29 protein-coding genes are annotated in these 25766 nt (G+C 74.5%); 16 read left to right on the top strand and 13 right to left on the bottom strand.

Going from position 1 to position 25766, the window contains the following annotated elements; translation table 11 throughout:
* Positions 1-6: 6 nt before the first annotated feature.
* Complete coding sequence (gene gdhA / locus O7619_RS17000; RefSeq protein WP_282281915.1) at positions 7-1338, bottom strand: NADP-specific glutamate dehydrogenase; 1332 nt, start codon at positions 1336-1338, stop codon at positions 7-9.
* Positions 1339-1528: 190 nt separating this feature from the next.
* Between gdhA and O7619_RS17005 the strand changes: the two genes are divergently transcribed.
* Both O7619_RS17005 and O7619_RS17010 read left to right on the top strand, forming a co-directional pair.
* Positions 1529-2362, top strand: coding sequence for a hypothetical protein (locus tag O7619_RS17005; RefSeq protein ID WP_282281917.1), 834 nt, complete (start codon positions 1529-1531; stop codon positions 2360-2362).
* Positions 2363-2378: 16 nt separating this feature from the next.
* On the top strand, positions 2379-3350 hold the full coding sequence (locus tag O7619_RS17010; protein WP_282281918.1) for a pirin family protein: 972 nt from the start codon (positions 2379-2381) through the stop codon (positions 3348-3350).
* A 360-nt stretch (positions 3351-3710) separates the two neighbouring features.
* On the opposite strand, the gene O7619_RS17015 is transcribed toward O7619_RS17010, so the two are convergent.
* Entirely contained in the window at positions 3711-3980 is a 270-nt protein-coding gene (locus O7619_RS17015; RefSeq protein ID WP_282281919.1) for a DUF2795 domain-containing protein, read from the bottom strand.
* A 144-nt stretch (positions 3981-4124) separates the two neighbouring features.
* On the opposite strand from O7619_RS17015, the gene O7619_RS17020 reads away from it, so the two are divergent.
* Positions 4125-4532, top strand: a complete 408-nt coding sequence (locus tag O7619_RS17020) for a DUF2267 domain-containing protein (protein WP_282281920.1) — start codon at positions 4125-4127, stop codon at positions 4530-4532.
* A 19-nt stretch (positions 4533-4551) separates the two neighbouring features.
* Here the strand turns inward: O7619_RS17020 and O7619_RS17025 are convergent, their stop codons facing one another.
* Entirely contained in the window at positions 4552-5709 is a 1158-nt protein-coding gene (locus tag O7619_RS17025; RefSeq protein WP_282281921.1) for a CaiB/BaiF CoA-transferase family protein, read from the bottom strand.
* 243 nt (positions 5710-5952) lie between these two features.
* Here O7619_RS17025 and O7619_RS17030 point away from each other — a divergent pair, with 243 nt between their 5' ends.
* From O7619_RS17030 to O7619_RS17045, 4 genes are all read left to right on the top strand, one after another.
* Entirely contained in the window at positions 5953-6978 is a 1026-nt protein-coding gene (locus O7619_RS17030; RefSeq protein WP_282281922.1) for a TerC family protein, read from the top strand.
* Between the two features lie 100 nt (positions 6979-7078).
* Positions 7079-7678 (top strand): sulfite oxidase-like oxidoreductase, encoded by a 600-nt coding sequence (locus O7619_RS17035; protein ID WP_348774323.1) that lies wholly within the window; start codon positions 7079-7081, stop codon positions 7676-7678.
* Position 7679: 1 nt separating this feature from the next.
* The gene (locus tag O7619_RS17040) at positions 7680-8438 is read left to right on the top strand and encodes a ferredoxin reductase (protein ID WP_282281924.1); all 759 of its coding nucleotides are present in this window, start codon (positions 7680-7682) and stop codon (positions 8436-8438) included.
* A gap of 17 nt (positions 8439-8455) precedes the next feature.
* The gene (locus O7619_RS17045) at positions 8456-8752 is read left to right on the top strand and encodes a DUF6510 family protein (protein ID WP_282281925.1); all 297 of its coding nucleotides are present in this window, start codon (positions 8456-8458) and stop codon (positions 8750-8752) included.
* On the opposite strand, the gene O7619_RS17050 is transcribed toward O7619_RS17045, so the two are convergent.
* Both O7619_RS17050 and O7619_RS17055 read right to left on the bottom strand, forming a co-directional pair.
* Positions 8749-10431 carry a glycosyltransferase gene (locus tag O7619_RS17050; RefSeq protein WP_282281927.1) on the bottom strand — a complete coding sequence of 561 codons (1683 nt, stop codon included), beginning with the start codon at positions 10429-10431 and terminating at the stop codon, positions 8749-8751. The two genes, O7619_RS17045 and O7619_RS17050, sit on opposite strands and share 4 nt — an antisense overlap.
* Before the next feature lie 166 nt (positions 10432-10597).
* Positions 10598-11245, bottom strand: a complete 648-nt coding sequence (locus O7619_RS17055; protein ID WP_282281929.1) for a C39 family peptidase — start codon at positions 11243-11245, stop codon at positions 10598-10600.
* A gap of 368 nt (positions 11246-11613) precedes the next feature.
* On the opposite strand from O7619_RS17055, the gene O7619_RS17060 reads away from it, so the two are divergent.
* A complete protein-coding gene (locus O7619_RS17060) occupies positions 11614-12195 on the top strand; it encodes a GNAT family protein (protein WP_282281930.1) in 582 nt (193 codons plus the stop codon).
* Positions 12192-13493: an NAD(P)/FAD-dependent oxidoreductase gene (locus tag O7619_RS17065; protein ID WP_282281931.1), complete on the top strand. Its 1302-nt coding sequence runs from the start codon at positions 12192-12194 to the stop codon at positions 13491-13493. Before O7619_RS17060 ends, O7619_RS17065 begins: the two co-directional genes overlap by 4 nt.
* A 10-nt stretch (positions 13494-13503) precedes the next feature.
* Here the strand turns inward: O7619_RS17065 and O7619_RS17070 are convergent, their stop codons facing one another.
* From O7619_RS17070 to O7619_RS17080, 3 genes are all read right to left on the bottom strand, one after another.
* Complete coding sequence (locus O7619_RS17070; RefSeq protein ID WP_282281933.1) at positions 13504-14598, bottom strand: AI-2E family transporter; 1095 nt, start codon at positions 14596-14598, stop codon at positions 13504-13506.
* A 39-nt stretch (positions 14599-14637) separates the two neighbouring features.
* Positions 14638-15423: a fused MFS/spermidine synthase gene (locus O7619_RS17075; RefSeq protein ID WP_282281934.1), complete on the bottom strand. Its 786-nt coding sequence runs from the start codon at positions 15421-15423 to the stop codon at positions 14638-14640.
* An 86-nt stretch (positions 15424-15509) separates the two neighbouring features.
* The gene (locus tag O7619_RS17080; RefSeq protein WP_282281935.1) at positions 15510-16463 is read right to left on the bottom strand and encodes a DUF2267 domain-containing protein; all 954 of its coding nucleotides are present in this window, start codon (positions 16461-16463) and stop codon (positions 15510-15512) included.
* A gap of 185 nt (positions 16464-16648) precedes the next feature.
* Between O7619_RS17080 and O7619_RS17085 the strand changes: the two genes are divergently transcribed.
* Positions 16649-16960: a hypothetical protein gene (locus tag O7619_RS17085; RefSeq protein WP_282281936.1), complete on the top strand. Its 312-nt coding sequence runs from the start codon at positions 16649-16651 to the stop codon at positions 16958-16960.
* Positions 16961-17033: 73 nt separating this feature from the next.
* Here the strand turns inward: O7619_RS17085 and O7619_RS17090 are convergent, their stop codons facing one another.
* Together O7619_RS17090 and O7619_RS17095 are read right to left on the bottom strand one after the other, a co-directional pair.
* Positions 17034-17420: an STAS domain-containing protein gene (locus O7619_RS17090; RefSeq protein ID WP_282281938.1), complete on the bottom strand. Its 387-nt coding sequence runs from the start codon at positions 17418-17420 to the stop codon at positions 17034-17036.
* A 44-nt stretch (positions 17421-17464) separates the two neighbouring features.
* Entirely contained in the window at positions 17465-17845 is a 381-nt protein-coding gene (locus tag O7619_RS17095) for an STAS domain-containing protein (RefSeq protein ID WP_348774324.1), read from the bottom strand.
* 211 nt (positions 17846-18056) lie between these two features.
* On the opposite strand from O7619_RS17095, the gene O7619_RS17100 reads away from it, so the two are divergent.
* The 4 genes from O7619_RS17100 to O7619_RS17115 all read left to right on the top strand — a co-directional run bounded on the left by O7619_RS17100 (position 18057) and on the right by O7619_RS17115 (position 21807).
* Positions 18057-19817, top strand: a complete 1761-nt coding sequence (locus tag O7619_RS17100; protein ID WP_282281939.1) for a PP2C family protein-serine/threonine phosphatase — start codon at positions 18057-18059, stop codon at positions 19815-19817.
* The gene (locus O7619_RS17105; RefSeq protein WP_282281941.1) at positions 19814-20866 is read left to right on the top strand and encodes a cobalamin B12-binding domain-containing protein; all 1053 of its coding nucleotides are present in this window, start codon (positions 19814-19816) and stop codon (positions 20864-20866) included. The genes O7619_RS17100 and O7619_RS17105 overlap by 4 nt, the downstream gene beginning before the upstream one ends.
* Before the next feature lie 73 nt (positions 20867-20939).
* Positions 20940-21290 (top strand): STAS domain-containing protein, encoded by a 351-nt coding sequence (locus tag O7619_RS17110; RefSeq protein ID WP_282281943.1) that lies wholly within the window; start codon positions 20940-20942, stop codon positions 21288-21290.
* A gap of 70 nt (positions 21291-21360) precedes the next feature.
* Positions 21361-21807 carry a response regulator gene (locus O7619_RS17115; RefSeq protein WP_282281944.1) on the top strand — a complete coding sequence of 149 codons (447 nt, stop codon included), beginning with the start codon at positions 21361-21363 and terminating at the stop codon, positions 21805-21807.
* A gap of 12 nt (positions 21808-21819) precedes the next feature.
* Here O7619_RS17115 and O7619_RS17120 read toward each other — a convergent pair whose 3' ends face one another.
* On the bottom strand, positions 21820-22542 hold the full coding sequence (locus tag O7619_RS17120) for a hypothetical protein (protein WP_282281945.1): 723 nt from the start codon (positions 22540-22542) through the stop codon (positions 21820-21822).
* Between the two features lie 409 nt (positions 22543-22951).
* On the opposite strand from O7619_RS17120, the gene O7619_RS17125 reads away from it, so the two are divergent.
* Positions 22952-23902 (top strand): endonuclease/exonuclease/phosphatase family protein, encoded by a 951-nt coding sequence (locus O7619_RS17125; RefSeq protein WP_282281947.1) that lies wholly within the window; start codon positions 22952-22954, stop codon positions 23900-23902.
* 9 nt (positions 23903-23911) lie between these two features.
* Here the strand turns inward: O7619_RS17125 and O7619_RS17130 are convergent, their stop codons facing one another.
* Together O7619_RS17130 and O7619_RS17135 are read right to left on the bottom strand one after the other, a co-directional pair.
* On the bottom strand, positions 23912-24340 hold the full coding sequence (locus O7619_RS17130; protein WP_282281948.1) for an OsmC family protein: 429 nt from the start codon (positions 24338-24340) through the stop codon (positions 23912-23914).
* Positions 24341-24416: 76 nt separating this feature from the next.
* The gene (locus O7619_RS17135; RefSeq protein WP_282281949.1) at positions 24417-25364 is read right to left on the bottom strand and encodes a serine/threonine-protein kinase; all 948 of its coding nucleotides are present in this window, start codon (positions 25362-25364) and stop codon (positions 24417-24419) included.
* A 134-nt stretch (positions 25365-25498) separates the two neighbouring features.
* Between O7619_RS17135 and O7619_RS17140 the strand changes: the two genes are divergently transcribed.
* A complete protein-coding gene (locus tag O7619_RS17140; protein WP_282281950.1) occupies positions 25499-25723 on the top strand; it encodes a hypothetical protein in 225 nt (74 codons plus the stop codon).
* The last annotated feature ends 43 nt before the right edge of the window (positions 25724-25766 follow it).

Here is a 25766-nt window from a genome sequence, read left to right on the forward strand (position 1 = left end):
GGCCGGTCACACCACGCCGTGCGCCAGCATCGCCTCGGCCACCCGCCGGAACCCGGTGATGTTCGCGCCGGCCACGTAGTCGCCCGGCAGGCCGTACTCCTCGGCGGTCGCCCAGCACCTGTCGTGCACGTCCCGCATGATCTCGCGCAGGCGCTGCTCCGACCGGGCGAACGTCCACGAGTCACGACTGGCGTTCTGCTGCATCTCCAGCGCGCTCACCGCCACCCCGCCCGCGTTGGCCGCCTTGCCCGGCGCGAACCGCACCCCGGCCCGCCCGAGGATCCGCACCGCCTCCGGCGTGGTGGGCATGTTCGCCCCCTCGACCACCGTGCGGCAGCCGCCGGCCACCAGCGCGGCGGCCTCCGCCCCGCCGATCTCGTTCTGCGTCGCGCAGGGCAGCGCCAGGTCGCACGGCACCTCCCAGACGGTACGGCCGGCGACCGCGACGGCGTGCGGCACGTGCCGCACGTAGTCGTCGAGCCGGGCCCGGCGTTCCTCCTTCAACTCCCGTAGCAGCGCCAGGTCGATGCCCTTCTCGTCCAGCACGTAGCCGTCCGAGTCGGAGCACGCGACCACCGTGCCGCCGAGCTGGTGCACCTTCTCGACGGCGTAGATGGCCACGTTGCCGGAGCCGGACACCACCACCCGCTTGCCGTCCAGGCTGTCGCCGGTCTGCTTGAGCATCTCCTCGGCGAAGAACACCGCGCCGTAGCCGGTCGCCTCCCGGCGCACCTGCGCGCCCCCGTACGTCAGGCCCTTGCCGGTGAGCACGCCCGCCTCGTACCGGTTGGTGATCCGCTTGTACTGTCCGAACAGGTAGCCGATCTCCCGACCGCCCACCCCGATGTCCCCGGCCGGCACGTCGGTCTGCGCGCCGATGTGCCGGTGCAGCTCGGTCATCAAGCTCTGGCAGAAGCGCATCACCTCCCGGTCGGAGCGGCCCTTCGGGTCGAAGTCGGCGCCGCCCTTGCCGCCGCCGATCGGCAGCCCGGTCAGCGCGTTCTTGAAGATCTGCTCGAACCCGAGGAACTTCACGATGCCCAGGTAGACCGACGGGTGGAAGCGCAGCCTGCCCTTGAACGGGCCGAGCGCGCTGTTGAACTCGACCCGGAACCCCCGGTTGACCCGGACCCGGCCGTGGTCGTCCTCCCAGGGCACCCGGAAGATGACCTGCCGCTCCGGTTCGCAGACCCGCTCGACCACCCCGGCGTACTCCGGGTGGCGGTGCAGCGCCGGGCCGATGCTCTCCAGCACCTCCCGGACCGCCTGGTGGAACTCGGGCTCGCCCGGGTTCCGCGCGACCACCTTGGCGAACACCGTCTCGACGGTCTCCGGCATCACGGGCACGTCCCTCCGCCTCCGGCGCGGGCACCGTTGCCCGCGCCGCCCCCGGATACGGATCGTCACCGCCGTCCGGTTCACCGGCCGGGGGAACGACATGATCCGCACGCCGCCGCCCGCCGCCGGAATGAACCGCGACGGAGACGGAGACGTATGACCCGGTGGGGACCGGCGAGAGGGGACGACCATGACCGCACCGTCCGGGGACGACGCTGACCTGACCGACACACGATGGTCCGGCGCCGCGCGGCTGCTGGTGGCCGCCGCCGTGCTGGTGGTGGCGTTCGGCGCGGTGGCGGTCGCGGTGACCATGTCCAACCCGGCCCGCCTCGGGGTGGTCTTCTCCGGCGGCTCGTCCCCGCCGGCCACCGGCGGCGGCTCGGGCGGGGTGGGCGGCGCGGAGGTCGCCGCCACCGAGACCCTCACCGCCCCGCGCGGGGACCGCCGGCGGGCCGACTTCGAGCTGGCCGACGGCCTGACCAGCCTCACCGTGCGGGCCGCCGACCTCGGCGACGACCTCTACCGGATCGGCGCGCCGGACGGCGCCGGCGTGACGCCGCGCCCGCAGGTCACCGGCGACCGGGTCCGGCTGCGGATCGTCGAGAACGGCCGTCCCGGCCCGGCCGCCGTGGAGGTGGTCCTCAACTCCCGGCTGACCTGGCGACTGCGGATGGTCGGCGGCGTCCGCGAGCAGCAACTCGACCTGGGCGCGGCCCGGCTCGCCGGGATCGAGCTGATCGGCGGCGCGTCGCGTACCCGGCTGCGGCTGCCCCCGCTGGACGGCACGCTCGCCGTGCGGATGAGCGGCGGCGTCAGCGACCTCGCGGTCACCGTGCCCGGCGGGCCGCCGACCCGGGTGCGGGTGGCCGCCGGCGCGGGCTCGCTGAACGTCTACGACGAGAGCCACGGCGGGATCGCCGCCGGCGACGTGGTCAGCTCGCCGGGCTGGGACCGGGCGGGCGACCGGCTCTACCTCGACCTGGTCGCGGGCGCGAACACGGTGAGCGTCACCGCGGGCTGAGCGTACAGTTCGGGCGGTGGACCGTACCGAATCGTTGCCCGCGCAGACGCTCCCGCCCGGCGTCGGCGCCACCGACCCGGGCAGCGTGCTGCTGCCCGGGCACGACGTTCCCCTCGGCCGCTACACGACCGTGCGCCGGCTGCTGCCGCAGCGGCAGCGGCGGATGGTCGGCGCGTGGTGCTTCGTCGACCACTTCGGCCCGGACGACGTGGCCGAGCGGCCGGGCATGGAGGTGCCGCCGCACCCGCACACCGGGCTCCAGACGGTCACCTGGCTGCTCGACGGCGAGATCCTGCACCGGGACAGTCTCGGCAACGTGCAGCCGATCCGGCCCGGCCAGCTCAACGTGATGACCTCCGGGCGGGGCATCGCCCATTCGGAGCGGTCGCCGTTGGTCCATCCGCCGCTGATGCACGGCGTGCAGCTCTGGGTGGCGCTGCCCGATCCGGCCCGGGCCGGCGACCCCGACTTCGCCCACCACGCCGAGCTGCCCGCGGGGCGCGAGGGCGACCTGGACCTGACGTTGCTCGTCGGCGAGTTCGGCGGGGAACGCTCGCCCGCCGTCGCGCACACCCCGCTGCTCGGCGTGCAGGTCGAGGCGCGCGGGCCGGCGCCGGCCACGCTGCCGCTGCGCCCCGACTTCGAGTACGGGATGCTCGCCATGTCCGGGTCGGCCGAGGTGGACGGTGTGGCGCTCGCCCCCGGCGCGCTGCTCTACCTGGGCACCGGCCGGACGGCGCTGACGCTACGCGCCGCACCGGGCAGCCGGTTGCTGCTGCTCGGCGGCGCGCCGTTCGAGGAGCCGCTGGTGATGTGGTGGAACTTCGTCGGCCGCTCGCACGAGGAGATCGCCGCCGCGCGCGAGGACTGGATGGCCGGCCGCCGGTTCGGCACGGTGGCCGACGACGCGGCGCCGCCGCTGCCCGCGCCCGCGCTGCCCACCACCAGGCTCAAGGCCCGCGACCGCAGCGGTGGCGTACGCGGCTGAGACCGGCGTGCTACCCGACACACTTTCGCGAATCTCACCCGTTCGGCTGATGCCGCACCGTATGATGATCGTGGCAGTGATGCCAGCCCGGTTCGGGCGAACATCCACCGCCTGGTGATCGCGACCCGATTCGGGCGCGGACCGTCAGGCACAGGTGCTGCGTGGCGCCCCAGGTCGCGGTTCGCGACCCGGGGCGCCCGCCTGTCGACGGCAGACCCCGCCCAGCGCCGAGCCCGCCCAGCGCCGAGCCCGGCCGCGTCGGCGACCGTCGAGCCCGGCCGCGTCGGCGACCGTCGAGCCCGGCCGCGTCGGCGACCGTCGAGCCCGGCCGCGTCGGCGACCGGGCGCCCGCCACGCGGCTCAGATGCCGCGCAGGTGCTGCGCGACGCGCGTGTGGTCGTCCCTCGCCTGCGCCGCGCGCTGTGACCGATCCACCTCCGGCGCCGCCTCGATGCCGGCCGACCGGGCCACCTCGACGCCGTTGGCGTAGTCCACCGGCGGCAGCGCCCGCAACGCCCGCAACACGTCCGGTGGCGCGCCCTCCCGTTCGGCCTCGCGGATGACGTCGTCCTTCCCGGCCGGGTAGTCCAGCGCGGACAGGTACTCAAGGACGTCCGAATAGCTCGCCATGGGTCGGGCTCCTCGCGCCAGTCGTCGGGTCGTGACCGCGCGGCGGTTACCCGTCCCGTGGCGGCTCACGCCCGTGATCCTCCACCGTTTCCGCCGCGCCGGGACGGGTAGCCGCCCTGCGTGCACCGAAGGGGGTAGCAACCGATGGACCATCACACCTTCCTGGCCCGGGTCGCCCGGCTCACCGGCGCCGCCGAGGACCGGGCCGCGACGCTCACCGCCGCCACGCTTGAGACGCTCGCCGAGCGGCTGACCGGCGGCGAGGTGCTGGACCTCGCCGCGCAACTGCCCAAGCCGCTGTGGGCCATGCTGCGCCCGCACCCGCGCACCGAGGCGGCGGAACGGTTCGGGGCGGCCGAGTTCGTCGCCCGCGTCGCCCGGCGGGCCGACTGCGACGAGAACGCCGCCCGAGGCGCGGCGCGGGCGGTGTTCGCCACCCTGCGCGAGGCGATCAGCGGTGGCGAGTTCGACGACGTCGTGGTGCAACTGCCCCGCGACTACCGGGACATGGTGGAGCCGGCACTCGCGCCGGCCGCCGCCCGCCGGCGCTGACCGGAGTTGGCCGGGGTGCTCAGCCGATCGCGCCGCTGGCGCGCAGCGCGGCGATCCACGCTTCGTCCGCGCCCGCCTCGGCCAGCACCTCGTCGGTGTGCTCGCCCGGTCGCGGCGGCGGGCGGCGCACCGAGGTCGGCGTGGCCGAGAAACGCGGCGCCGGGGCCGGCTGGGTGACCCCCTCCGGCGCGACGAACACCCCACGGGCGGCCAGGTGCGGGTGGTCCGGGGCCTCGGCCCAGTCGAGCACCGGCGACACGCACGCGTCCGTACCGGCCAGCAACCGGGCCCACTCGTCCCGGGTACGGGTGCGGAACAGCCGCGCCCAGGCGGCCCGCAACGCCGGCCAGTTCGCCGGGTCGTCCCGGTCCGGGGCCTCGTCGCCGTCGAGCGGGAAACCGGTGAGCCGGACCAGTTCGGCGTAGAAGCGCGGCTCCAACGCGCCGACCGCCACGTACCGCCCGTCGGCGCACTCGTACGTGTCGTAGAACGGCGCGCCGCCGTCGAGCAGGTTCACGCCGCGCGGATCCTGCCAGAGGCCGAGTCCGCGCAGCGCGTGGATCTGGGTGGCCAGCACCGACACGCCGTCCACGATGGCCGCGTCGACCACCTGGCCGGGAGCGCCACCGCGGACCGCGTACAGCGCCGCGACCACGCCCAGGGCCAGCATCATGCCGCCGCCGCCGAAGTCGCCGAGCAGGTTCATCGGCGGCACCGGACGCTCGCCGGCCCGGCCCACCCCGTGCAGTGCGCCGGTGAGCGCCAGATAGTCGATGTCGTGGCCGGCCGTGTGGGCGAGCGGACCGTCCTGCCCCCAGCCGGTCATCCGCCCGTACACCAGGCGCGGGTTGGCGGCGAGGCACTCCCGCGGGCCGAGGCCGAGCCGCTCGGCGACCCCGGGCCGGAAGCCCTCGACGAGCGCGTCCGCGCCGGTGACCAGGGACAACGCCAGATCCCGCGCGTCCGGGTGCTTGAGGTCGAGCGCGACCGAGCGGCGGTTGCGGTTCAGCAGGTCACCGGGGAAGGCGCCGAAACCGCCGCCGCCCGGCCGGTCGATCCGCACCACGTCCGCGCCCAGGTCGGCAAGCATCATCGCGGCGAACGGCCCGGGGCCGATGCCGGCCAGCTCGATCACCCGTACGCCGGTCAGTGGTCCGGAGTTGCTCACCCGCGTCACCCTAGGGTCCTGGGCCCTCGGGGCGCCACGCCCGGTCCCGGCGCACAGCGGTTGACCAGGGCAATCATCCGTGCCCCGACTTGGCGTCCGGCCCCGGTTGGCCTAGCCTTGACCCACGAGGGGAGTACTTCCCACGAACCATTCCGGTCAGTACGGCGAGCCCCGGGGGCGAGCCTCGGGTGGTTGCCCACGAGCGGTGGGTGAAGGAGACCTCGAACATGACACGGTGTTCGAGGAGGCCCCATGACCGAGTTGTCCTACCTGTCCGCGGGTGAGCTGTCGTCGATCGGCACGCCGACGCTGTGGGCGGTGACGATCGCCGGCGTGCTCGCCCTGCTGGTGTTGGACTTCCTGGTCACCCGCAAGCCGCACGAGGTCTCCATCCGGGAGGCGCTGGCCTGGTCGGCCTTCTACATCGCCCTGCCGCTGGCCTTCGGCGCGTGGGTCTGGTCCCGTTGGGGCAGCCGGCAGGGCATCGAGTACCTCACCGGCTACCTGGTCGAGAAGTCGCTCTCGGTCGACAACCTCTTCGTCTTCATGCTGCTGCTGGCCGCGTTCGCGGTGCCGGCCGTGCTCGCCCAGCGGGTGCTGCTCTACGGCATCGCCGGCGCGCTGGTGCTGCGCGCGATCTTCATCGCGCTCGGCGCCGCGGCCCTCCAGACACTCGACTTCGCCTTCCTGCTCTTCGCCGTCATCCTGATCGCCACCGCGATCAAGCTGCTGCGCGACGCCCTCTCCGGGCACGAGCAGGAGGTCGACATCAACAAGATGCGGTCGGTGAAGCTGCTGCGCAAGGTCATGCCGGTGGTCGAGGAGTACCACGGCACCCGGATGACCATCCGCCAGCACGGCCGCCGGGCGCTCACCCCGTTCGCGCTTGTCGTGGTCGCGGTGCTGGCCACCGACATCGTCTTCGCGGTCGACTCGGTGCCCGCCGTCTACGGCATCACCGAGGACCCGTACCTCGTCTTCGCCACGAACGCGTTCGCCCTGCTGGGCCTGCGGGCGCTCTACTTCGTGCTGCACGCCGCGCTGAGCCGGCTGGTGCACCTCAGCTACGGCCTGGCCGTCATCCTGGCGTTCATCGGGCTCAAGCTCGGCCTGCACTGGGCGCACGGCATCTGGGCCGGCGTGCCGCAGATCCCCACGCTCGCCTCGCTCGGCGTCATCATCGGCGTCCTGGTGATCGTCACCATCACCAGCCTGCGCGCCACCCGCGACAGCGACCGCCCCGCCGTGCACGAGGTGCAAGGAGGGGGCCCCGCTTAACGCCTCCGGTAGAGGAGGGGGCCCCGCTTAACACTTCCGCACCGCACCGCACCGCGCCGAAGCGGTTCCTGGACGTCGCCGGGGGTGGTAGGACTGACGGGTGGGAATCGTGTCGCCGGGCTTTCAGGGCCGGCCCCGTTCGTCCGCCCCGGACCTGCCGCCGGGGCAATACCTCACCGAGGACTTCCCGGTGCTCTCCGCCGGCCCGACGCCCCGGGTGTCGCCGGACACCTGGGAGTTCGTGCTGACCAGCGAGACCGGCGCGGAACACCGCTGGTCCTGGGCCGAGATGATGAGCCTGCCGCAGGACACCCCGACGGTGGACCTGCACTGCGTCACCCGCTGGTCCAAACTCGGCACCACCTGGCAGGGCGTCTCGCTGGACACGCTGCTCGACGGCGTCGACACCGCCGCCCGCTACGCCCTCGCCCACTCGTACGGCGGCTACACCACGAACCTGCCGCTCGACGACCTGCGCGGCGGGCGGGCCTGGGTGGTGCACACGTACGACGGGGGACCGCTGCCGGCGGAGCACGGGGGCCCGGCCCGGCTGCTCGTGCCGCACCTCTACCTGTGGAAGTCCGCCAAGTGGGTGCGCGGCATCCGGTTGCTCGCCGAGGACCGGCCGGGGTTCTGGGAGACGGCCGGCTACCACGACTACGGCGACCCGTGGCGCGAGCAGCGCTACCAGGGCGACTGAGGTGACCGCGCCGGCCACCGGGAGCCGGATCGTGCCGCTGACCTGGCGGGTGGCCCGGCTGGTCGAGCGGCGGGTCGAGACGCCGACCGCGCAGACGCTCGTGCTCGACGTGCCCGGCTGGCCGGGGCACCTGCCCGGGCAGCACGTGGACGTGCGACTGACCGCCCCGGACGGCTACCAGGCGGCCCGGTCCTACTCGCTCGCCGGCCCGGCCGACGGCGAGCGGATCGCGGTGACCGTCCAGCGGGTGCGCGACGGCGAGGTGTCGCCGTACCTGGTGGACACCTGGGCCGAGGGCGACCCGGTGGAGGTCCGCGGCCCGGTCGGCGGCTGGTTCGTCTGGCGTACCGACGAGACCGCGCCGGTGCTGCTCGTGGCCGGCGGCTCCGGGGTGGTGCCGCTGATGGCCATGGTCCGGGCCCGACGGGCCGCGGGCAGCCGGACCCCGTTCCGGCTGATCTACTCGGTGCGGACGCCGGACGACGTGATCTACGCCGACGAGCTACGCCGCCGGGCCCGCGACGACCAGGGCTTGGACGTCGCGTACGTCTACACCCGGGCGGCGCCCGAGGGGTGGCGGGGTGAGCCGCACCGGATCGGGCTGGCCGATGTGAACAGTCACGGCTGGCCGCCGGACCTGGAGCCGCTCTGCTACGTCTGCGGCCCCACCGGGTTCGTGGAGACCGTGGCCGACCTGCTCGTCGGGTTGGGCCACCCGACCCGGCGGGTGCGGACCGAGCGGTTCGGTCCGACCGGCTGACGACCCGAGGAGGACGCGTGACCGACCTGTCGTACCTGGACGGCAACATGCTCGACGGACCGCTGCGGGAACTCCTCGCGGTCGACCTCAGCGCCACCACCGGGCGCTGCGACAACTGCGGCACGACCGGTCCGATGGCCGGCCTGCACGTCTACTCGCACGCACCGGGCCTGGTCGGGCGCTGCCCGGCCTGCACGGGGGTGATGGTGCGCCTGGTCCGCGCGCCGGAGCGGGCGTGGTTGGACCTGCGGGGCACCACCTACCTCCAGGTCCCCATGCCGCCGTTCGCTGACGTCGGGAAGTTCTACGGCTAGCGGGTGACGGTCAACCGTTCCACCGGGGTCGGCGCCGGCTCGACGTGGCGGCCCGGCCCGGAACGCGGCGGGGTGGCCGGGACCGGGGCCGGCCGGGGCGGAACCGTCGGCGGGCTGCCCCGCCAGCGGCGGCGCAGCCGGCCGACGAGCTGGCCCACGGTCACCGGGACCACCGACAGCACGAGTTGGCCGTTGCGCGGGTCGACGGTCGCGGCCACCCCGTACAGCCGGGCGCCGTGCCGCAGCAGGCGGGGCCGGCCGGTGGCGAGCCGGGGCGCGCGTACCGGGGCGGCGCCGCGACCGTGGTCGCCGTCCACCTCGGCGCGCACCGGGTGGCGCTGGCCGCTCGACGCGCTGGCGGCGAGGAGCAGGTCCGCCGGGAAGTCGGTGCGCACGGTCCGGCCGGTCGGGTCGCGGGCGTCCAGCCGGGTGGCGCCGGCGACCCGCCCGGCCACCAGCCGGACCGGGCCGGCCTCCGCGGCGAACCGGGGGTACGGGCTGCGCGCGGTCACCGTCACGGTCTGACCGTCGACCCAGCTCACCTCGACGGCGTCCAGCCGGGCCAGCCAGTCGGCGCGGACATCGGTGACGTCGGTCCACGCGGCCGGCGCGCCCCGGTAGCCGGCATGCCACCGGCCGCCCGTCACCACCGTGTCCGGTACGCCCCGCCGGGTGTCCTGGTCGATGACGGCGAGCAACTCGTCGACGCCGCCGCCGGTCACCGCGCCCAGGCGCAGCCGGGCCTCGATGTCGAGCCGGTTCCGCAGGCCGTCGGTGACGTGCCGCTCGACCAGCCGGCGGACCGTCGCGTGCACCCGTTCCTGCGCGGCCCGGTCCAGCCGGCGGAAGTCGTCACCGACCAGGTTCGCCAGTTCCAGCCCGACGTGGCGGCGCAGCACGGCGTCCCGCCGCGCCCCGGCCGGGATCAGTTCGGCGACGAAGGCGAACAGCCGTTCCACGCTGACCAGGCGCTGCTCGATCCGGCTGTGGTAGGTGATGTTGCCGGCGTCCAACCGGCGTACCGCGTGGTAGTAGTCGTAGTCGGCGAGCGCCGAGATCCGCCGGGCGTGGTAGCAGGCGGCGAGCGTGAACGGCTGGTCGCTGAGCACCGGCATGTCCTCCGGGAACCGCAGCCCGAGCCGGTCGACGAGGTCCCGCCGGAACAGTTTCGTGTTCGCCAGCGACCATGGCAGCGCCGAGTCGAACAGGTCCACGTCGACCGCGTTGCCGGCGGCGAACACGTCGGAAAAGACGTGCCGGCCGTTGACGCCGACGACCTTGCCGAGCACCACGTCCGAGCCGTACCGGTCGGCGGCGGCGACCAGCCGTTCCAGCGCCTCCGGGCCGAGCCGGTCGTCCGAGCCGAGAAAGAAGACGTACCGGCCGGTGGCCAGGTCCAACCCCCGGTTGCAGGGCGCGGCCGGGCCGCCCGAGTTGGGTTGGTGCACCACCCGGACGGTGCCGGGGTGCCGGGCGGCGAGCCGGTCCAGCAGGCGACCACCGCCGTCGGTGGACCCGTCGTCCACCGCCACGATCTCCATCCGGTCGAGCCCGATGGTCTGCCGCAGCAACGAGTCGAGGCAGGCCCGCAGGTAGCGCAGCGTGTTGTAGACCGGCACGATCACGCTGACGTCGGGGCGTGAGGTAGGTGGGCGGTCCGTCGCCTCCTCGGCTGCCACTGCTGCTCCTCCGCTGGTAGACCGTCCGGTGCCACCCAGCGTGGTGGGGCGAGCGGTCCGGGTGACGACGCCGACATGACCGCGAGGTGACCGGAAGGCAGCGGTTCGATGCGTGAGAGGGCCCGACCCCGGGTGGTGGGGTCGGGCCCTTGTCGTTGGTGGTGGGTTAGCTGGTGCTGTAGCCGCGGGTGGCGATCCAGTCGGCGAGGTGGTCGATGGTGATGTGGTAGGAGGCGGTGTTCGGGTTGGCGCTGTCGGCGATGGTGACGGTGTGGCCGTTGTTCTGGTAGCCGACGATGCTGATGTAGTGGCCGCCTTCGAAGGCGTGGGGGTTGCCGTCGGTGTCGGTGGTGGTGCCGGCGATGTTGGCGACCACGGCGCGGCCGTCGTCGATCGTGCGGACGATGTCGGTGCGTAGGGTGTCGGTCTGCTTGTGGTCGGCCTTGGGCGTCTTGATTTCGACGGACCGGTAGGTTTTGCCGGTTTCCTTGTTCAGGACGGGGGTGATGTCGTTGATGCTGTTGGTGCCGTTCTCGGTGGTGCCCATGTCCTTGGCCATGGTGTCGACGTCGATGTTCTTGCCGAGGACGCTGATGGCGTTGCGGGCGGCGGCGGGGCCGCAGTAGTAGAAGTTGGGTTGGGCTTCGTAGCGCACGTCGAGTTCCCGGTCGCCGTTCTTACGGTCGGCGAGCACGGCCTTGTCGGCGTGGGCGGGGGTGGCGTGGGCGGCGATGGCGGGTGCGGCGATGCCGCCGGTGGTGGCGGCGATACCGGCGGCGGTGAGCACGGTCTTACGCAGCAGGGTGGTAGCCATGACGGGTGCCTCCCAAAGGGGGGTGGGGGATGACGCGGTGGTGCCGCGTGCGGGGAAAGACTGTGGGCGGGCCCGGCGATCGGGGGGACCTGCTCGGGCGGCCCGAGGGGATGGGTAACGACGGCCGGTGGCCGGTCATTGCGACCGGGGCTGCCTCGGCGGGGGCCGGGCTCCACGCGGTCTGCCAGGTATAACGCCTGACCCCCGGCACCGATTCCGCGCCGGCGGTGGCACCCACCACGCCTCACCCTCGCGAACCGGACACGCCCGCCTCGACCGTATTCCCCAACCGGACAGAACGCCCACCGCGCTCACCCCGGAGCCACCCGGCTCGGGCTGTGCGGGGGCGGTGGTCGAGAGTGGGATTCGTGAGATATCTGCGTAGCGATGAGCGGGTCGGGATCCGCCGGCCCCGACCCGCCGACCAGGCGGAGTTTGTCGCCGCCGCCCGGCGCAGCCGGGACCTGCATCACCCGTGGCTGTCCGCGCCGGACGACGACGAGCGGTACGCGGCGTACCTGCGGAAGATGCGGCGGTGGGACAGCGAGGGTTTCCTGTTCTGCGACCGCGTCACCGGTGCGATCGCCGGGTACGCGAACATCGGTGGCATCGTGCTGGGCGCCCTGCGCGGCGGCTACCTCGGCTATGCGGCATTCCGCCCCTACGCGGGCACCGGTCACGCCTCGGCCGGGGTGCGGCTGGTGGTCGCGCACGCGTTCGACGCGCTCGGGCTGCACCGGTTGGAGGCGAACATCCAACCGGGCAACGAGCCGTCGAAGCGGCTGGCCGGCCGCCTCGGCTTCCGGTTGGAGGGCTTCTCACCCGACTACCTGTTCGTCGATGGGGCCTGGCGGGACCACGAGCGCTGGGCGCTCACCGCCCCGCCGCCGACGCCCGTGGAGGGCCGAGACGTTTGTCGGAGGTCTGTGCGGGAACGGCAGCAGACATGACGAAACCACGTGTGGTGATCGTGGGGGCCGGGTTCGCCGGGTACCACGCGGCCAAGACGTTGCGCCGACTGGCCCGCGACCGGGCCGAGATCGTCCTGCTGAACACGACCGACTACTTCCTCTACCTGCCGCTGCTGCCCGAGGTCGCGGCCGGCGTGGTCGAGCCGGCCCGGATCTCGGTGCCGCTCGCCGGCACGCTCGACGGCGTCCGGGTGGTCGTCGGCGAGGCGGACCGGGTCGACCTGCAGAACCGCTGGGTCGGCTACCGCTCCGCCGAGGGTGACCACGGGCAGCTCGCGTACGACCGGTTGGTCCTCTCCGTCGGCAGCGTCAACAAGCTGCTGCCCATCCCCGGGGTGACCGAGTACGCGCACGGCTTCCGCGGTCTGCCCGAGGCGCTCTACCTGCACGACCACGTGGTCCGGCAGATCGAGCTGGCCGAGGTGACCGACGATCCGGCCGAGCAGCGGGCCCGCACCACGTTCGTGGTGGTCGGTGCCGGCTACACCGGCACCGAGGTCGCCGCGCACGGGCAGCTGTTCACCGACCGGCTGATGGCCCAGCGTCCGCACCTGAAGGTCCGGCCGCGGTGGATGCTGCTGGACGTCGCCCCGCGCGTGCTGCCCGAGCTGGACCGGCGGATGTCCGTCACCGCCGACCGGGTGCTGCGCAGTCGCGGCGTGGACGTGCGCATGGGCACCTCGGTCGCGGAGGCGACCCCGGACGGGGTGATGCTCACCGACGGCGAGTACGTCCCGAACTGCAGCCTCATCTGGTGCGTGGGGGTGCGCCCCGACCCGTTCGTGGCCGAGCTGGGGCTGCGTACGGAGAAGGGTCGGCTGGTGGTCGACGGGTACCTCAACGTCCCCGGCTACCCCGAGGTGTTCGCGTGCGGCGACGCCGCCGCCGTCCCGGACCCGACCCGTCCCGGCCAGGTGTGCGCGATGACCGCGCAGCACGCCCAGCGGCAGGGGAAGCTGGCGGCGCACAACATCGCCGCCTCGTACGGTCAGGGCGCCCGCAAGTCGTACAAGCATCACGATCTGGGCTGGGTGGTGGATCTGGGCGGCAAGGACGCGGCGGCCAACCCGCTGAAGGTGCCGTTGGCCGGCCTGCCGGCCAAGGCGGTCACCCGTGGCTACCACCTGCTGGCGATGCCGGGCAACCGTTCGCGGGTCGCCGCCGACTGGGCGCTCGACGCGGCCCTGCCCCGACCCGCGGTGCAGCTCGGCCTCGTCCCGGCCAACGCCGTGCCGCTGGAGAGCGAGTCGCCGGAGCTGGTACGCCGGGGCACCTGACCGGCGAGAGTCACCCGCCGGCCGGCGGCGGGTCCCCGGGACCGCTGGGTCGTTCCCCGTCGGCCGGTGCGGCCAGGACCGTCCGGCCGGCGGGCATGAACTCCCGCAGCAGCACCTGCACGATGCCGGCCGCGGGGATCGCCAGCAGGGCGCCCACCAGGCCGGCCAGCTCGGCCGCGAGCAGCACGCTCACCAGCACGGTCAGCGGGTTCAGCCGGACCGCGCGGGCCATGATGACCGGTTGCAGCAGATGGTTCTCCACCTGCTGGTAGACCACGAAGAAGACAAGCACCACGATGCCGGCGGTGGGGGAGCGCGCGAAACCCGCGCCGGCCGCGACGATCGCCCCCAGCGTGGCGCCGACCAGCGGGATCAGGTCCACCACGGCGACGACCAGGGCGATCACCGCGGCGAACGGCACGCCGAGGAGGAGCAGCACGGCGAAGGTCAGGCCGCCGCAGATCAGGCTGATCACCAGGTTGCCGCTCAGGTAGCCGGTGACGATCCGGGACGAGTCGCGGCCGATGCGCCGCAACCGCTCCGCCGGGCCGTCCCCCACCAGCCGCAGCGTGGCGGCCACGATCCGGGGCGCTTCCAACACCATCAGGTACGCCAGCACCACCACCGTGACCAGCGCGGCGACGGCCTGCGCCACGCCCCGCACCAGCCCGACGGTCGGTTCGCCGAGCTGGGAGCCGTACCGGCGCAGATGGCCCGGTTCGGCGTACCGCAGGAGGTGCAGGCGGTCCAGTAGCTGGCCGATGGGCCCCTGCCCGGCCTGCGTCTCGTGCACCACCTGCGGCGCCCGGTCGGCGAGCCGGCCCAGTTCGTCGACCAAGGGCAGGACGATCAGCGCCCCCAGCGCGGCCAGGAGCACGAACGTGGCCAGGAAGACGAGCAGGGTGGCTAGCGCCCGACGGCGTAACCGCCGCTCCAACCGGTCCACGAGCGGTTTGAGGGCGACCGCGAGGAACGCCGCGACCAGTCCCCAGATGAGCACCCGCCGGGTCGCCCAGACCAGCGTCAACCCGACCACGGTGGCCAGTACCAGCACGATCACGATCAACGTCCGGCGGGCGGTGGTCCGGTCGTCGGCGACGCTCATCCGCGCGGCTACCCGCCCTACCGGCCGGAAAACCCGCGCTCACCCCAGGTCGGCGTCGGTGACCGGCCAGGCGTCGGCGGCGAACGTGTCGAGCGCCGCCCCGTGCAGCACGATGCCGGGCACCGGGTCGCCGGCGACCCGGGCGGTGAGGCGGCGTACCGGCAGCCGCCCGGCGCGCAGCGCGCCGGCGAGCACCACGTTGCCGTACCGCCGGCCGCGCAGCATCCGCCGGTCGGTGACGAGGCAGACGTCGGCGAAGACCGCGCGCAGCGTGGCCACCTGCGCGCGGGTGTGCGCCAGGGGCGGCAGGTCGGTGAGATTGACCAGGTAGACACCGTCCGGGTGGAGCACCCGGGCCACCTCGGCGGCGAACTCGACGGCCGCCACGTGCCCGGGCATCCGGGCCGCCCGGTAGACGTCGCCCACCACCAGGTCGTACGTCTGGTCCGGCGTACCGGTGACCGCGTCGCGGGCGTCGCCGAGCGTGACGACCACCTCCGGCGGCACCGGCGGCAGCTTCCGGCGGACGAGGTCCACCACGCCGGGATGGCGCTCGACCACCCGCTGCGCCGAGCCCGGGCGGGTGGCGGCCAGCCAGCGGGGCAGGGTGAGCGCGCCGCCGCCCAGGTGCAGGGCGGTCCGGGGGTGACCGGCCGGCGCGCTCAGGTCGATCACCGTGGCGATCCGCCGGACGTACTCGAAGTGCAGGTGGCGGGCGTCGGCCACGTCCACGTAGGACTGCTCCACCCCGTCGGCGAGCAGCACGCGCCCGGTGGGTCGGGCCGGGTCCACGATGATCTCCAGCACCTCGGCGTCGCTCTCCACCGCGGCAACGCTACCGTCGTGGGCGCGGTGTTAAGCGGGGCCCCCGCCTATACCGGAAGCGTTAAGCGGGGGCCCCTCCTTACACCTCAGGCGGCGGTGTTGATGGTGGCGTCGACCTGGTGGGCCAGGTCGACGTCCGCGGCGGTCACGCCGTCGGCGTGCTGGGTCCGGACGGTGAGCACGGCGTTGTCCGGATCGGGGCGGCCGATCTGCGGACCACGCCCGCCCTCGGCCCGGAGCCGGTCCAGCCGGTCCAGCAGCCGGTCCAGGTCGCCGCCGGGCAACTCGATGGTGCGCACCAGCGACCGCCTGTCGCTGGACCAGTAGGGCAGCGACGCCAGCGCGTCCCGCAGCTCCGGCTCGGTCAGCGGTGGGGTGGCCGAGGCCGTGCCCACCAGACCGCCGCCGTAGTCGGCCGGTGCGAGCAGGTCCCGCAACCCGTCGGGTACGCGCAACGAGCCGACCAGCTCGGCGTCGGCGTCGGCGAGCGCGGCCAGGGTCGCCTCGGCCTGGTAGCGGGCCTGTTCCGGGGTGAGCCGGCTGCGCCGCCCGACCTCGGCCAGGAAGCCCGGCAGGTCGTGCCGCCGCGCGATGCCGTCCACCGGCACCACGTCGTGCAGCTTCACCGGCACCGCGTCGAGCAGCCGTTCCCGTTCGCTCTCGTCGAGTGCCCAGGCCAGGGCGAGCACCGTGGCCTCCGCCGCGATTTTCGCCTCGGCGAAGTCGACGCCGGCACGTCGGCTCACGTCGTCGACGAGATCCCGGTAGCTCATCGTGGTGGCCCGGTCGGGGGGCGGATCCGGAAGCGGGCGTGGCCGCTCGGCCACCCCGACGGGGGGTGGCGCGGGGCCGCCGCGCGTGCTGTCCGGCTTGTGCCGGCCGGCCGGCGGCGGGCCGGACCGGTCGTGGCGGTCCAGCGAGGTGACCTGCTTGGTCGCGCTCAGGCTGGCGCCGGTCTGACTCGGCCGCCGCCCCTGCTCGCGGGCCTGGCGGGCGAGGGCCCGGCGGCGCTGGTTGTCGCCCTCCATCTGCTTGCGCATGGTCGCACCTCGTTCCTGGTCGGTTGCGCCTGCGCCGGTCGCCTTCCCGGCGCCGCCGGGAAGCTAACGGGCGCCGCGAAAGCGGTGCGCTTCATTCGCTGGGGGTGAGGGACGGTCACCCCGTCGGGTCGCAGGATCGGGGGTGGACCGGACAACTTCCGACGCACGCGGAAGGGTAGGTCGTGATGAAACGGATCGTGGAGATCGTCCCCGCTCGTCCCGGTTGGTATGCCCGGTGGCGCCTCGGCCCGGACGCCACCCGGTGCTACCCGGTGACCCTCTGGGCGCTGCTGGAGCACCACGACGGCAGTGGACGCGAGGTGGTCGGCGTCGACTGCGTGGGACAGTGGCCCGGCGCGGACGACGACGGCACCGTGGACTTCGTCCGTTATCTGTTTCAGACGCCCGATTCCGGGGTGCCGGCGGACGCCGAACCACCCGCGACGGGTCAGACCCGCGAGACCGGGCCGGACGTCACGGCCGTGCCCGCCGCCTGAACCACCCTCCCCGGCCCCCGACCCCTGGTCCCAGGGTCGGGGGCCACCCCCTGCCCGGGATTGTGGGGACGCCTCAGCCCACCTCACGGGCGTCGGCGGCCACCGCCCGCGAGCCGGCCACGTCGTGGGCGTCGCCCGGCGCCGCGCGGGGGGCGACGGCCAGCACCTCCGCCAGGCCGGTGCGGTCGAGCAGCCGCTGGACCCGCGGATTCAGCCCGAGCAGGTGGACCGCGCCGGTGCCGGCGCGGTGGACGACCACGAGCGCGCTCAGGCCGGAGGAGTCGCAGAGCGTCACGTCGGCGAAGTCGAGCCACAGCTCCTGGTGACCGTCGCGGCGCAACGCGGCGGCGGCCTCGACGAGGTCCGGCGCGGTGTCGAAGTCCAGCTCCCCGGCGAGCCGGAGCCGGGCGGACCCGGCGTCGATCCGGTCCACCTCGATGGACAACAGCGGTGCGCGCACGGCCTCATCGTCCCAGCCGCCCGTGCCCGGGGCCACCCCCGGGCTCACGCGGACGCGATCGAGCCGGGGGCGGGCCGGCCGCCCACCGCGGGACGGTCCAGCAGAGCGGTGACGCCGGTCATGTCGAGGATGGTCGCCAGGAAGCGCGGGACCGCGCGGAGCTCGATCGTGGTGCCGGCCTGCTGCCCCTCCCGCCAGGCGTGCACGATCACGGACAGGCCGGTGCTGTCGAGGAAGACCAGGTCGGCGAAGTCCAGCACCAGCGTGGCCGGCCGCGCCGCGAGCAGGCGGTCCACCTCGGCCCGCAGCGGAGCCGCGGTGGTGTAGGCCAGGTCACCCCCGACGCTCACCACCGGGGCGGTGGGGTCGGACCGGTCCACGGAGAGGCTCAGCGGCGTCGCGTCGGGCTTTCTCCGTTGGGGCACCACCATCACGCCTTTCCGCAGGCTGTCGATCGGGCAGGCACGTCCGGATCGTAACAACCCGGCAACCGGACCGCTCGGCGCGCGCCCGCCATTCGGCGGCGCGCTCGGGTGGCGGCGAGGCCGGACCGGCGTAGGGTGGGTGACAAGACCTGACCACAGGTGCCGGTCCCGGCACCCGACGGATGTCGACGAGGAGAGTGGGGCTCCGCTGGTGACTGCTTCCGACGTCAGGGGCTCCGACCCGGGCGACGGACGGATCTCCACGACGAGCGCCGTACGGGCTCCGGGATGGCCCGCCGCCACGGCCACGTCCGACCTGCCCCCGCTGGCCCCCGATCTCGATGTCGCCGCCGTCCCCGAGTGGTCCGAGGTGGTGGAGCACTTCCGCGAGGGCCTCATCGTCTGCGACGCCGACGGCGTGGTGCGTCAGGTGAGCCCGGTCGCGGAACGCCTCCTCCCCGAGGTGGCGCTTGGCGAGGTGCTCGCCGCCGCCGGGCTGGAGCCCCTGCGCGGTGACGGCCCGGCCGAGTTCACCCACCACGGGCGGCGGCTGCGGCTGCGCCAGGTGCCGCTCTCCCGCGCCCGGCGCTGCTGGTACGTCGAGGACGTCACCGAGAGCGTCAGCCGGGCCGACGCGCTGCTCGCCGAGCGGGCGCGTTCGCTGTTCCTCGCCGTGGTCGGCGAGAAGCTCGGCAACCCGCTGCACCCCGACCGCGCTGCCGCCGCCGTGGCGCGGCTCGCCGTGCCCGCGGTGGCCGACGTGGCGGTGCTGGTGCTGGCCCCGCGTGCCGGTCGGGCCCGCTGGTGGCGGGCGGCGCGCGCGGACGACGAGACCCCCACCGTGGACACCGGCGTGCTGCCCGCCACGGCGCTGCCCGCGGCGATCGAGACCGGTCTCGCCGGCGCCGAGCCGCACACGCTGGACTGGCTGGTCGAGCAGGCCGCCGAGGCGGGTTGGCTGCCCGGCCTCGACGTGCCCGGCGCGACCGCCCGGGTGGTGCCGCTGCCCGGCCGGGAGGCGCCGGTCGGCGTGCTGCTGGTGGCCCGCCGGGCCGGTCGCTGGTACGACGAGGCCGACATCGACCTGGTCCGGGCGTTCGCGGCCCGGGCCGGCGCGGCGCTGACCACCGCGCTGCTCTACCGCGAGCAGGCCGAGGTCGCCGACACCCTGCAGGCCAGCCTGCTGCCGGTCGAGCCGGCCCCGGTCTCCGGCGGGCAGTGGGGCACGGCCTACCGGCCGGCGCAGGCCGGGCTGCGCATCGGCGGCGACTTCTACGGCTCCCACCGGCTCGCCGACGGCGGGTCGGTCTTCTTCCTCGGTGACGTGTCGGGCAAGGGCGTGGAGGCGGCGGTCTTCACCGGCCAGCTCCGCCAGTGCCTGCACGCGCTGCACCGGGTCGAGTCGCAGCCGGGCCGGTTGCTGAAGCTGCTCAACGACGCGCTGCTGGAGACGACCCAGGCCCACGGGCAGGGTCGGTTCGCGACCATGGTGCTCGGCGTCAGCCGACCGCACCGGGACGGGGGGTTGACCCTGACCCTGGCCGGCGGCGGTCACCTGCCTCCGCTGGTGCTGCGCGAGTCTGGCGCGGTCGAGGTGGTGCCGTTGAGCGGCATGCTGATCGGCGTGGTGCCGGACCCGCGGATCGGCGAGGTGACCGTGCACCTGGCGCCGGGGGAGACGTGCCTGCTCTACAGCGACGGCGTGACCGAGGCGCGGGGCGGGCGGCGCGGCGACGAGCAGTTCGGCGCCGACCGGCTGTTCACCGCCGTGGCCGGCTGCCACCGGATGCCGGCGGCGGCGTTGGCCGAGCGGGTCGAGCAGGTGACCTGCGACTGGTTGGCCCACGGCGACCATGACGACATCGCGGTGCTCGCGCTGCGGGCGACCGGTCCGGCCGGCCGCGTGTCCCGGCACCTGCACGCGGTTCCGGGTCCGACGAACGCCGACCGAACGGGGGAGTTGCCGGCATGACCGGAACGAGCACCGGGGCCGACCCGGTCCGCGCCTTCCCCGGCTATCTGGAGTGCCTTGCCGAGGCCGACGAGCAGGGCGCCGTGTCGGTGGCCCGGGAGTTGCTGGAGGCCGGTGTGCCGGCCGAGCGGGTCCTGCTCGACCTGGTCGCCCCGGCCCAGGCCGAGGTGGGGGAGCGGTGGGCGCGCAACGAGTGGAGCGTCGCCCAGGAGCACGCCGCCACGCACATCAGCGAGCGGGTGGTGGCCGCGGTGGCCGCGTACGCCGATCCCCGCCCGACCCGCGGCCGGATCGTGATGGCCTGCATGGACGGCGAGTGGCACGCGCTGCCGGCCCGCCTGGTCGCCGAGGTGCTGCGGCTGCGCGGCTGGCAGGTCGTCTTCCTCGGCGCCAGCGTGCCGGCCGCGCATCTGGTGTCCTACCTGCACCGGTACGACGCCGACGCGGTGGCCCTGGCCTGTGCCCTGCCGATGCGGCTGCCGCACGCCCACCGGATGATCGAGGCGTGCCGCCGTTCCGACGTGCCGGTGGTGGTGGGCGGGCGCGGGTTCGGCGCGGACGGCCGTTGGGCGCGCGTGCTCGGGGTGGCGTGGGCGCCGGACGCGCCGGCCGCGGCCGATCTGGTCGCCGACGACCGGGCGCTGCGCGCGACGCCGGCCGCGCACTTGGACCACCTCGCCGACGACGAGTACGCCAGCCTGGTCAAGCGGCGCGGTGAGCTGATCGACAGCGCGCTCGCCGACCTGCGTGCGCGGGTGCCGGCGGTGGCCGACTACACCCCGGCGCAGCTCGACTCGACCGTCGGCGACCTCGGCTACATCGTGGACTTCCTGGCCGCCGCGCTCTACGTCGACGACGGGACGCTGTTCGCCGAGTTCGTCGAGTGGCTGGTGGAGATTCTCGTCAGCCGCGGCGTGCCGGCGGCTGCGGTCGGGCTCACCCTGGACCACTACGGACACGAGTTGCGCGACTTCCCGCGCGCGGCCGGTTTCCTCGACCGGGGGCGTGCCGTGGTGGGCGGCCGGTCCGCGGCGGCGGCGGGCCGCTGAGCGGCGAAACGCCGCACACCCCCTATACTTGCCGCACTGCAAGGGTTCGCCTGCGGTGGGAGCGAGAGGGGCCATGGTGACGTTCACCGTCACGCACGCCCGGCGCGGCGAGGCCGGCGCCCGCCTTCGGCTCACCGGCGAACTCGACCTGAGCACGGTCGGGACGTTGAGCACGACGATCGACCGGCTGGTCGCCGAGGGCCGTCGTGAGCTGCTGCTCGATCTCGGCGAGCTGACGTTCTGCGACTCCACCGGCATCGCCGCCTTCGTCCGGGGGGACAACCTGGTCGCCGCCGACGGTGGGTGGCTGCGGCTGACCGGGGCGACCGGCCGGGTGGCCCGGGTGCTTCAGGTGACCGGCCTGGCCGAGGTGCTGCGCCACGACCACGACCCGATCGACCCGACGCGGTCGGCCCGCGCCTGATCGGATAGATTTCCCCGCCAGCGGCCGGCCGTGCGGTCGGCGCCCTCCTCGAGACGAAGCAGGTAGCCCCATGGGTCAGCCCAGCCCGAACCCCGTTCGTATCCTGGTGGTGGACGACGACCCGGGCGACGTCCTGATGATCGAGGAAGCGCTTGAGGAGTCCGACGTCGAGAAGGTCATCGACGTGGTCGCCGACGGCGAGGAGGCGATGGAGTTCCTCCGTCGCGAGGGTCGGCACGCCGAGGCGCGGCGGCCGGACGTCATCCTGCTCGACCTCAACATGCCCCGGATGGACGGGCGGCAGGTGCTCGGCGAGGTCAAGCGGGACGAGAACCTGCGGACCATCCCGATCGTGGTGCTGACCACCTCCAACGCCGACACGGACGTGGTGAGCAGCTACACGCTCCAGGCCAACGCCTACGTGACCAAGCCGATCGACCTGGACGACTTCAACGATGTGGTGCGCCGCATCGACGAGTTCTTCGGCCGGGTGGTCGTGCTCCCGAAGCGCGCCTGACGGACGCCTCCGTCAGGCCAGCGCCGCCACCACCGTGGCGGCCCGCCTCTCGTGCTTGGCGTACGCGCCGGGGAACGCGGAGACCTGCACGGCCTGGGCCGCGCCGGTGACGCTCATGTCCTCCCAGCCGCGCACCTCGACGAGCGCGCTGAGGAACGCCCGGGCGGCGTACGCCGGCCGCATGAGTTCGGCGACCGTGCCCCAGCCGCTGCTCGGGCGCTGCTGGAACAGCCCGACCGAGTCGTGGTCGGAGCCGCTTCCCTGGTGCGGGTGGTCGAAGGACGCGGGCACCACGTCGCTGGCCAGGTTGTAGAGGTCGCTCTCCTGCATGGCGGTGGCCACCGCCACCACCATCGCCCGGCGCGGCAGCCTCATGTCCCGTCCGACGTCGACGATGGCCTTCGCGTTGTCCATCTGCCGCTGGTCCAGGCCGGCGACGGGCCGCGGGTGCCGGGGGCGGACGACCTCCTTCGGCGTCTTCGTCGGTGTCGGCGTCGGGCTGGACGTGGCGACCGGCGGGACCGCGCGGGTGTGGTCCCGGGAGGCCCGCTGCTCGACGGCGGCCCGGTCGGCGAGCGCCTCGCGTACGTCCGGGTGCGGCTGCCGGGCCTCGCCGACCCCGGCCACGCCGACCAGGCCGAGGCAGCAGGTGATGCCGGTGGTCACCGCGATCCGGCCGGGGACGGACCGGACCGGGCCGCGTCGGGGCGGCTCCGCGGCGCGATGACGCCCCACCCGCCGTCCGGCCGATGCCGGGTCGATCGTTCGGCCGGGCGGGCGCTTCGCGGGCGGGGGCGGGACGTCGGCGTGGTCGGCATGCACCCGCCGAGGTTAGAGATCTTCCGGGTGCTTGCCATCGGGCTGGTTGGTGGCATGCGCCACAATGTGCCGGAATTGGCCTCCACGTTTACCGTCAAGCCGGAGGGAAAGCGGCTTTCCGCGCGTGTCCGTCAAAGGATTGATGTCGGATTGGACGTGGGAAATCGGGCGCGAACGGGGACTGTGCCGACCCGATCGACCGCATCGTCCGTTCAGCCGAGGCCGCGCCGGTCGCGCGGCCCACGGCCGGCGGCGTCGCGGCGGACCGGTCCGGGTACCGGAATCGGGTCCACCGACGGCCGGGCCGCTCGATACGATGCGGGCGGTGACGGAGCAGATGGTCGACGAGCGGGCCGGCGGAGAGTCCGCCGGCCGCCGGGGGCGGCGCGGCACGGTCGTCATCGCCTGCGCCCTGCTGCTGGCCGTGCTCCTCGCCGGACACCGGGCGGTGCCCAACGTGCGCGGCCTGGGCAGCCTGGTCGACAGCGCCGTCCCGCTGCTGGGTCTCGGCGTACCCCTGCTCGGGCTCGCGGCGCTGCTGCGCTGCTCCCGGCGGGCGCTGCTCGTCGTGCTGCTGCCGGCGTTGGTCTGGGCCGGTCTCTACGGGCGCGCCTGGCTGCCCCCGCCCGCCGTCGCGGACGCCGCCGCGGTCCGGGTGGCCAGCCAGAACCTGCGGGCCGGCAACCCCGACCCGGCCGCCACCGTCGGCGCGCTGGCCGGGGACGCGCCGGACCTGATCGGGTTGCAGGAGGTCGACGACGACGCGCGGGTGGCGCCCGCGCTGGCCGGCCGCTACCCGCACCGGACGGCGGTCTCCACGGTCGCGCTGTGGAGTCGCTGGCCGATCCGCGAGGCCCACGGCGTGGACACCGGGCTGGGTTGGGACCGGGCCCTGCGCGCCGTGGTGGCGGCCCCCGAGGGCGACCTGACCGTGTACGTCGTCCACCTGGGCTCCGCCCGGGCCGGCCACACGGCCACCCGGGACGAGACCGTCGCGGCGCTGGCCGGCACCGTCCGCGCCGACCCGGCCGGCCGGCTGGTGGTGCTCGGCGACCTCAACACGGCCACCACCGACCGGGCCCTCGACCCGCTGACCCGGCTGCTCGGCGACGCGCAGGCCGAGGCCGGGCAGGGTTTCGGCTTCACCTGGCCGGCGGAGGTGCCGGTGACCCGCCCGGACCACGTCCTCTACCGGGGGCTCACCCCGACCCGGGCCGGCGTGGTGCACACGCCGGACACCGACCACCGCGCGGTGACCGCCGGCTTCCGCTGGTGAACCGGCCGCTCAGTGCCGGCCGTTCTCGGCCGGCGTGACCGTGAGCCGGTGGCGGCTCGGGTCGCCGCTGGAGAACGGCCAGAGCCGGTCGGCGTACGCGACCAGGTCGGCGAGCTGCTCGCGGCTGAGTCCGGCCGAGGAGATCTCGGCGTGCACGTCGGCCCGGTAGCGGCCGTCGTCGTCGCGGCCCAGCCGCGCCTCGGCGGTCACCTGCACGGTGTGCGCCTCATCGGTGATCTTGCCGGCCGCCTCCACCGCGGCGTGGTGCAGGCAGGAGGCGAACGCGGCGGCCAGGAGCTGCTCCGGCGTCAGGCCGGTGCAGTGCGGCGCCAGCGGGGACGCCAGGGCGGAGGAGAGACCGCCGTCGTCGGTGCGTACGTGACCGCCCGCCGCGGTCGCCGTGGCCGTCTCGGCCAGCCAGGAACTCGGATCCGGCATCGCGTTCCTCCCGTCACTCACCGGCAGGCGTTCCCGGCCGCCGACCGGCGAAACCGCGGCCGATCAGGGAGTACGCTCAGCGCACCCGACCGCTCGTGGCCGCCTCCAGGGCCATCGCCTCGGTCGTCTCCGCGGCGGCCCGGCGGGTCCACGGCGACACCTGTGGGGCGGGTTGGCGGGGGAGCAGCACGGTCATCGGCACGTAGACGCGGGCGTCGACCGCCTCGGCCAGCAGCAGCGCGGCCATCGCGCTCGTCGGTCGCGCCGTCGGATCGGAGTCGAGGCAGCGCGCGCACAGCTCGGCCACCTCCGACGGCAGCCCGGGGATCTCCGGCAGCGGCCGGGGCGGCCGGCGGCGGCGTACGCCGAGCAACTGGGTGGCGCTGTCGGCGTCGTAGGGCAGGCGGCCGGTCAGGCAGTAGTAGAGCAGCACGCCCAGGGCGTACATGTCGGCGGCGGGGGTGGCCGGTTGCCGGTCGAGCTGCTCCGGGGCCAGGTACGCCGGGGTGCCCACGACGATCCCCTCCGGCGTGTGGTCCGGCGCCCCGGCCGGGGTGGCGATGCCGAAGTCGAGCACCTTCACGCCGGACGGCGTGAGGATCACGTTCGCCGGTTTCACGTCCCGGTGCACGATGCCGTGGCCGTGCGCGGCGGCCAGCGCGGCGCACACCTCGGCGCAGACCCGCACCGCGATGCGCCAGTCCAGCGGGCCGGCGCGCAGGTGCGCGGCGAGCGTCTCACCCTCGGCCAGCTCCATCACGATGTACGGGACCGCCCGCCCGTCGGGCAGCGTTGCGGTGCCGAAGTCGTGCACGCTCGCGACGTTGGGGTGCACCAGTCGCGCCGCCGAGCGGGCCTCGGCCCGGATCCGCTCCACCGAGCCGGCGTCGCCGTCCAGGCCGGGTGAGATCAGTTTGATGGCGACCGTGTGGTCCAACACCCGGTCGTGTGCCCGCCACACCTCGGACATGCCACCCAGTGCGGCTCGCTGTTCGAGCTCGTACCGCCCGCCCAGCGTCCTCATCGACCACTCCCTGCCCTCGTCCCATCCCCCCGCATCCGCTACCCGGGCCCCGAGCTGTGCAAACCGCCCGGGGTGTACGGCGTTCCGGGGTAGCTTCGCGGCGGAGGACGTCGAGGACGGGACGGAGGCGCGGCATGGACGTGGTGCGCGTGCGGTTCGTCGGCGGCCCGGCCGGCGGCCTGATCCGGGACCTGCCGGCCGGGCCGGACGGCTCGCCGCCGCCCCGGTGGATCCTGCGCCACCCCGATCAGCCGGCCGCCGGGGTGGCCGACCATCTCTACGAGCGCGGCGACCGGGTCGGCCCGGACGGGTGGACGATGCGTTACGTGCGCAGCGACCCGTTCGGCGTCACCGAGTGAGCCCGGATCCACCGCGCGCCGCGCGCACAGCTGGTACACAGGA

This window comes from Micromonospora sp. WMMD998 (assembly GCF_029581235.1).
In the GTDB taxonomy this organism is placed as follows: domain Bacteria; phylum Actinomycetota; class Actinomycetes; order Mycobacteriales; family Micromonosporaceae; genus Micromonospora.

Excerpts from the sequence above, each read along its gene's own strand:
- gdhA (WP_282281915.1), bottom strand. The coding sequence starts at position 1,338 with ATGCCGGAGACCGTCGAGACGGTGTTCGCCAAGGTGGTCGCGCGGAAC.
- O7619_RS17005 (WP_282281917.1), top strand. The coding sequence starts at position 1,529 with ATGACCGCACCGTCCGGGGACGACGCTGACCTGACCGACACACGATGG.
- O7619_RS17015 (WP_282281919.1), bottom strand. The coding sequence starts at position 3,980 with ATGGCGAGCTATTCGGACGTCCTTGAGTACCTGTCCGCGCTGGACTAC.
- O7619_RS17020 (WP_282281920.1), top strand. The coding sequence starts at position 4,125 with ATGGACCATCACACCTTCCTGGCCCGGGTCGCCCGGCTCACCGGCGCC.
- O7619_RS17030 (WP_282281922.1), top strand. The coding sequence starts at position 5,953 with ATGACCGAGTTGTCCTACCTGTCCGCGGGTGAGCTGTCGTCGATCGGC.
- O7619_RS17055 (WP_282281929.1), bottom strand. The coding sequence starts at position 11,245 with ATGGCTACCACCCTGCTGCGTAAGACCGTGCTCACCGCCGCCGGTATC.
- O7619_RS17065 (WP_282281931.1), top strand. The coding sequence starts at position 12,192 with ATGACGAAACCACGTGTGGTGATCGTGGGGGCCGGGTTCGCCGGGTAC.
- O7619_RS17070 (WP_282281933.1), bottom strand. The coding sequence starts at position 14,598 with ATGAGCGTCGCCGACGACCGGACCACCGCCCGCCGGACGTTGATCGTG.
- O7619_RS17080 (WP_282281935.1), bottom strand. The coding sequence starts at position 16,463 with ATGCGCAAGCAGATGGAGGGCGACAACCAGCGCCGCCGGGCCCTCGCC.
- O7619_RS17085 (WP_282281936.1), top strand. The coding sequence starts at position 16,649 with ATGAAACGGATCGTGGAGATCGTCCCCGCTCGTCCCGGTTGGTATGCC.
- O7619_RS17105 (WP_282281941.1), top strand. The coding sequence starts at position 19,814 with ATGACCGGAACGAGCACCGGGGCCGACCCGGTCCGCGCCTTCCCCGGC.
- O7619_RS17110 (WP_282281943.1), top strand. The coding sequence starts at position 20,940 with ATGGTGACGTTCACCGTCACGCACGCCCGGCGCGGCGAGGCCGGCGCC.
- O7619_RS17115 (WP_282281944.1), top strand. The coding sequence starts at position 21,361 with ATGGGTCAGCCCAGCCCGAACCCCGTTCGTATCCTGGTGGTGGACGAC.
- O7619_RS17130 (WP_282281948.1), bottom strand. The coding sequence starts at position 24,340 with ATGCCGGATCCGAGTTCCTGGCTGGCCGAGACGGCCACGGCGACCGCG.
- O7619_RS17135 (WP_282281949.1), bottom strand. The coding sequence starts at position 25,364 with ATGAGGACGCTGGGCGGGCGGTACGAGCTCGAACAGCGAGCCGCACTG.
- O7619_RS17140 (WP_282281950.1), top strand. The coding sequence starts at position 25,499 with ATGGACGTGGTGCGCGTGCGGTTCGTCGGCGGCCCGGCCGGCGGCCTG.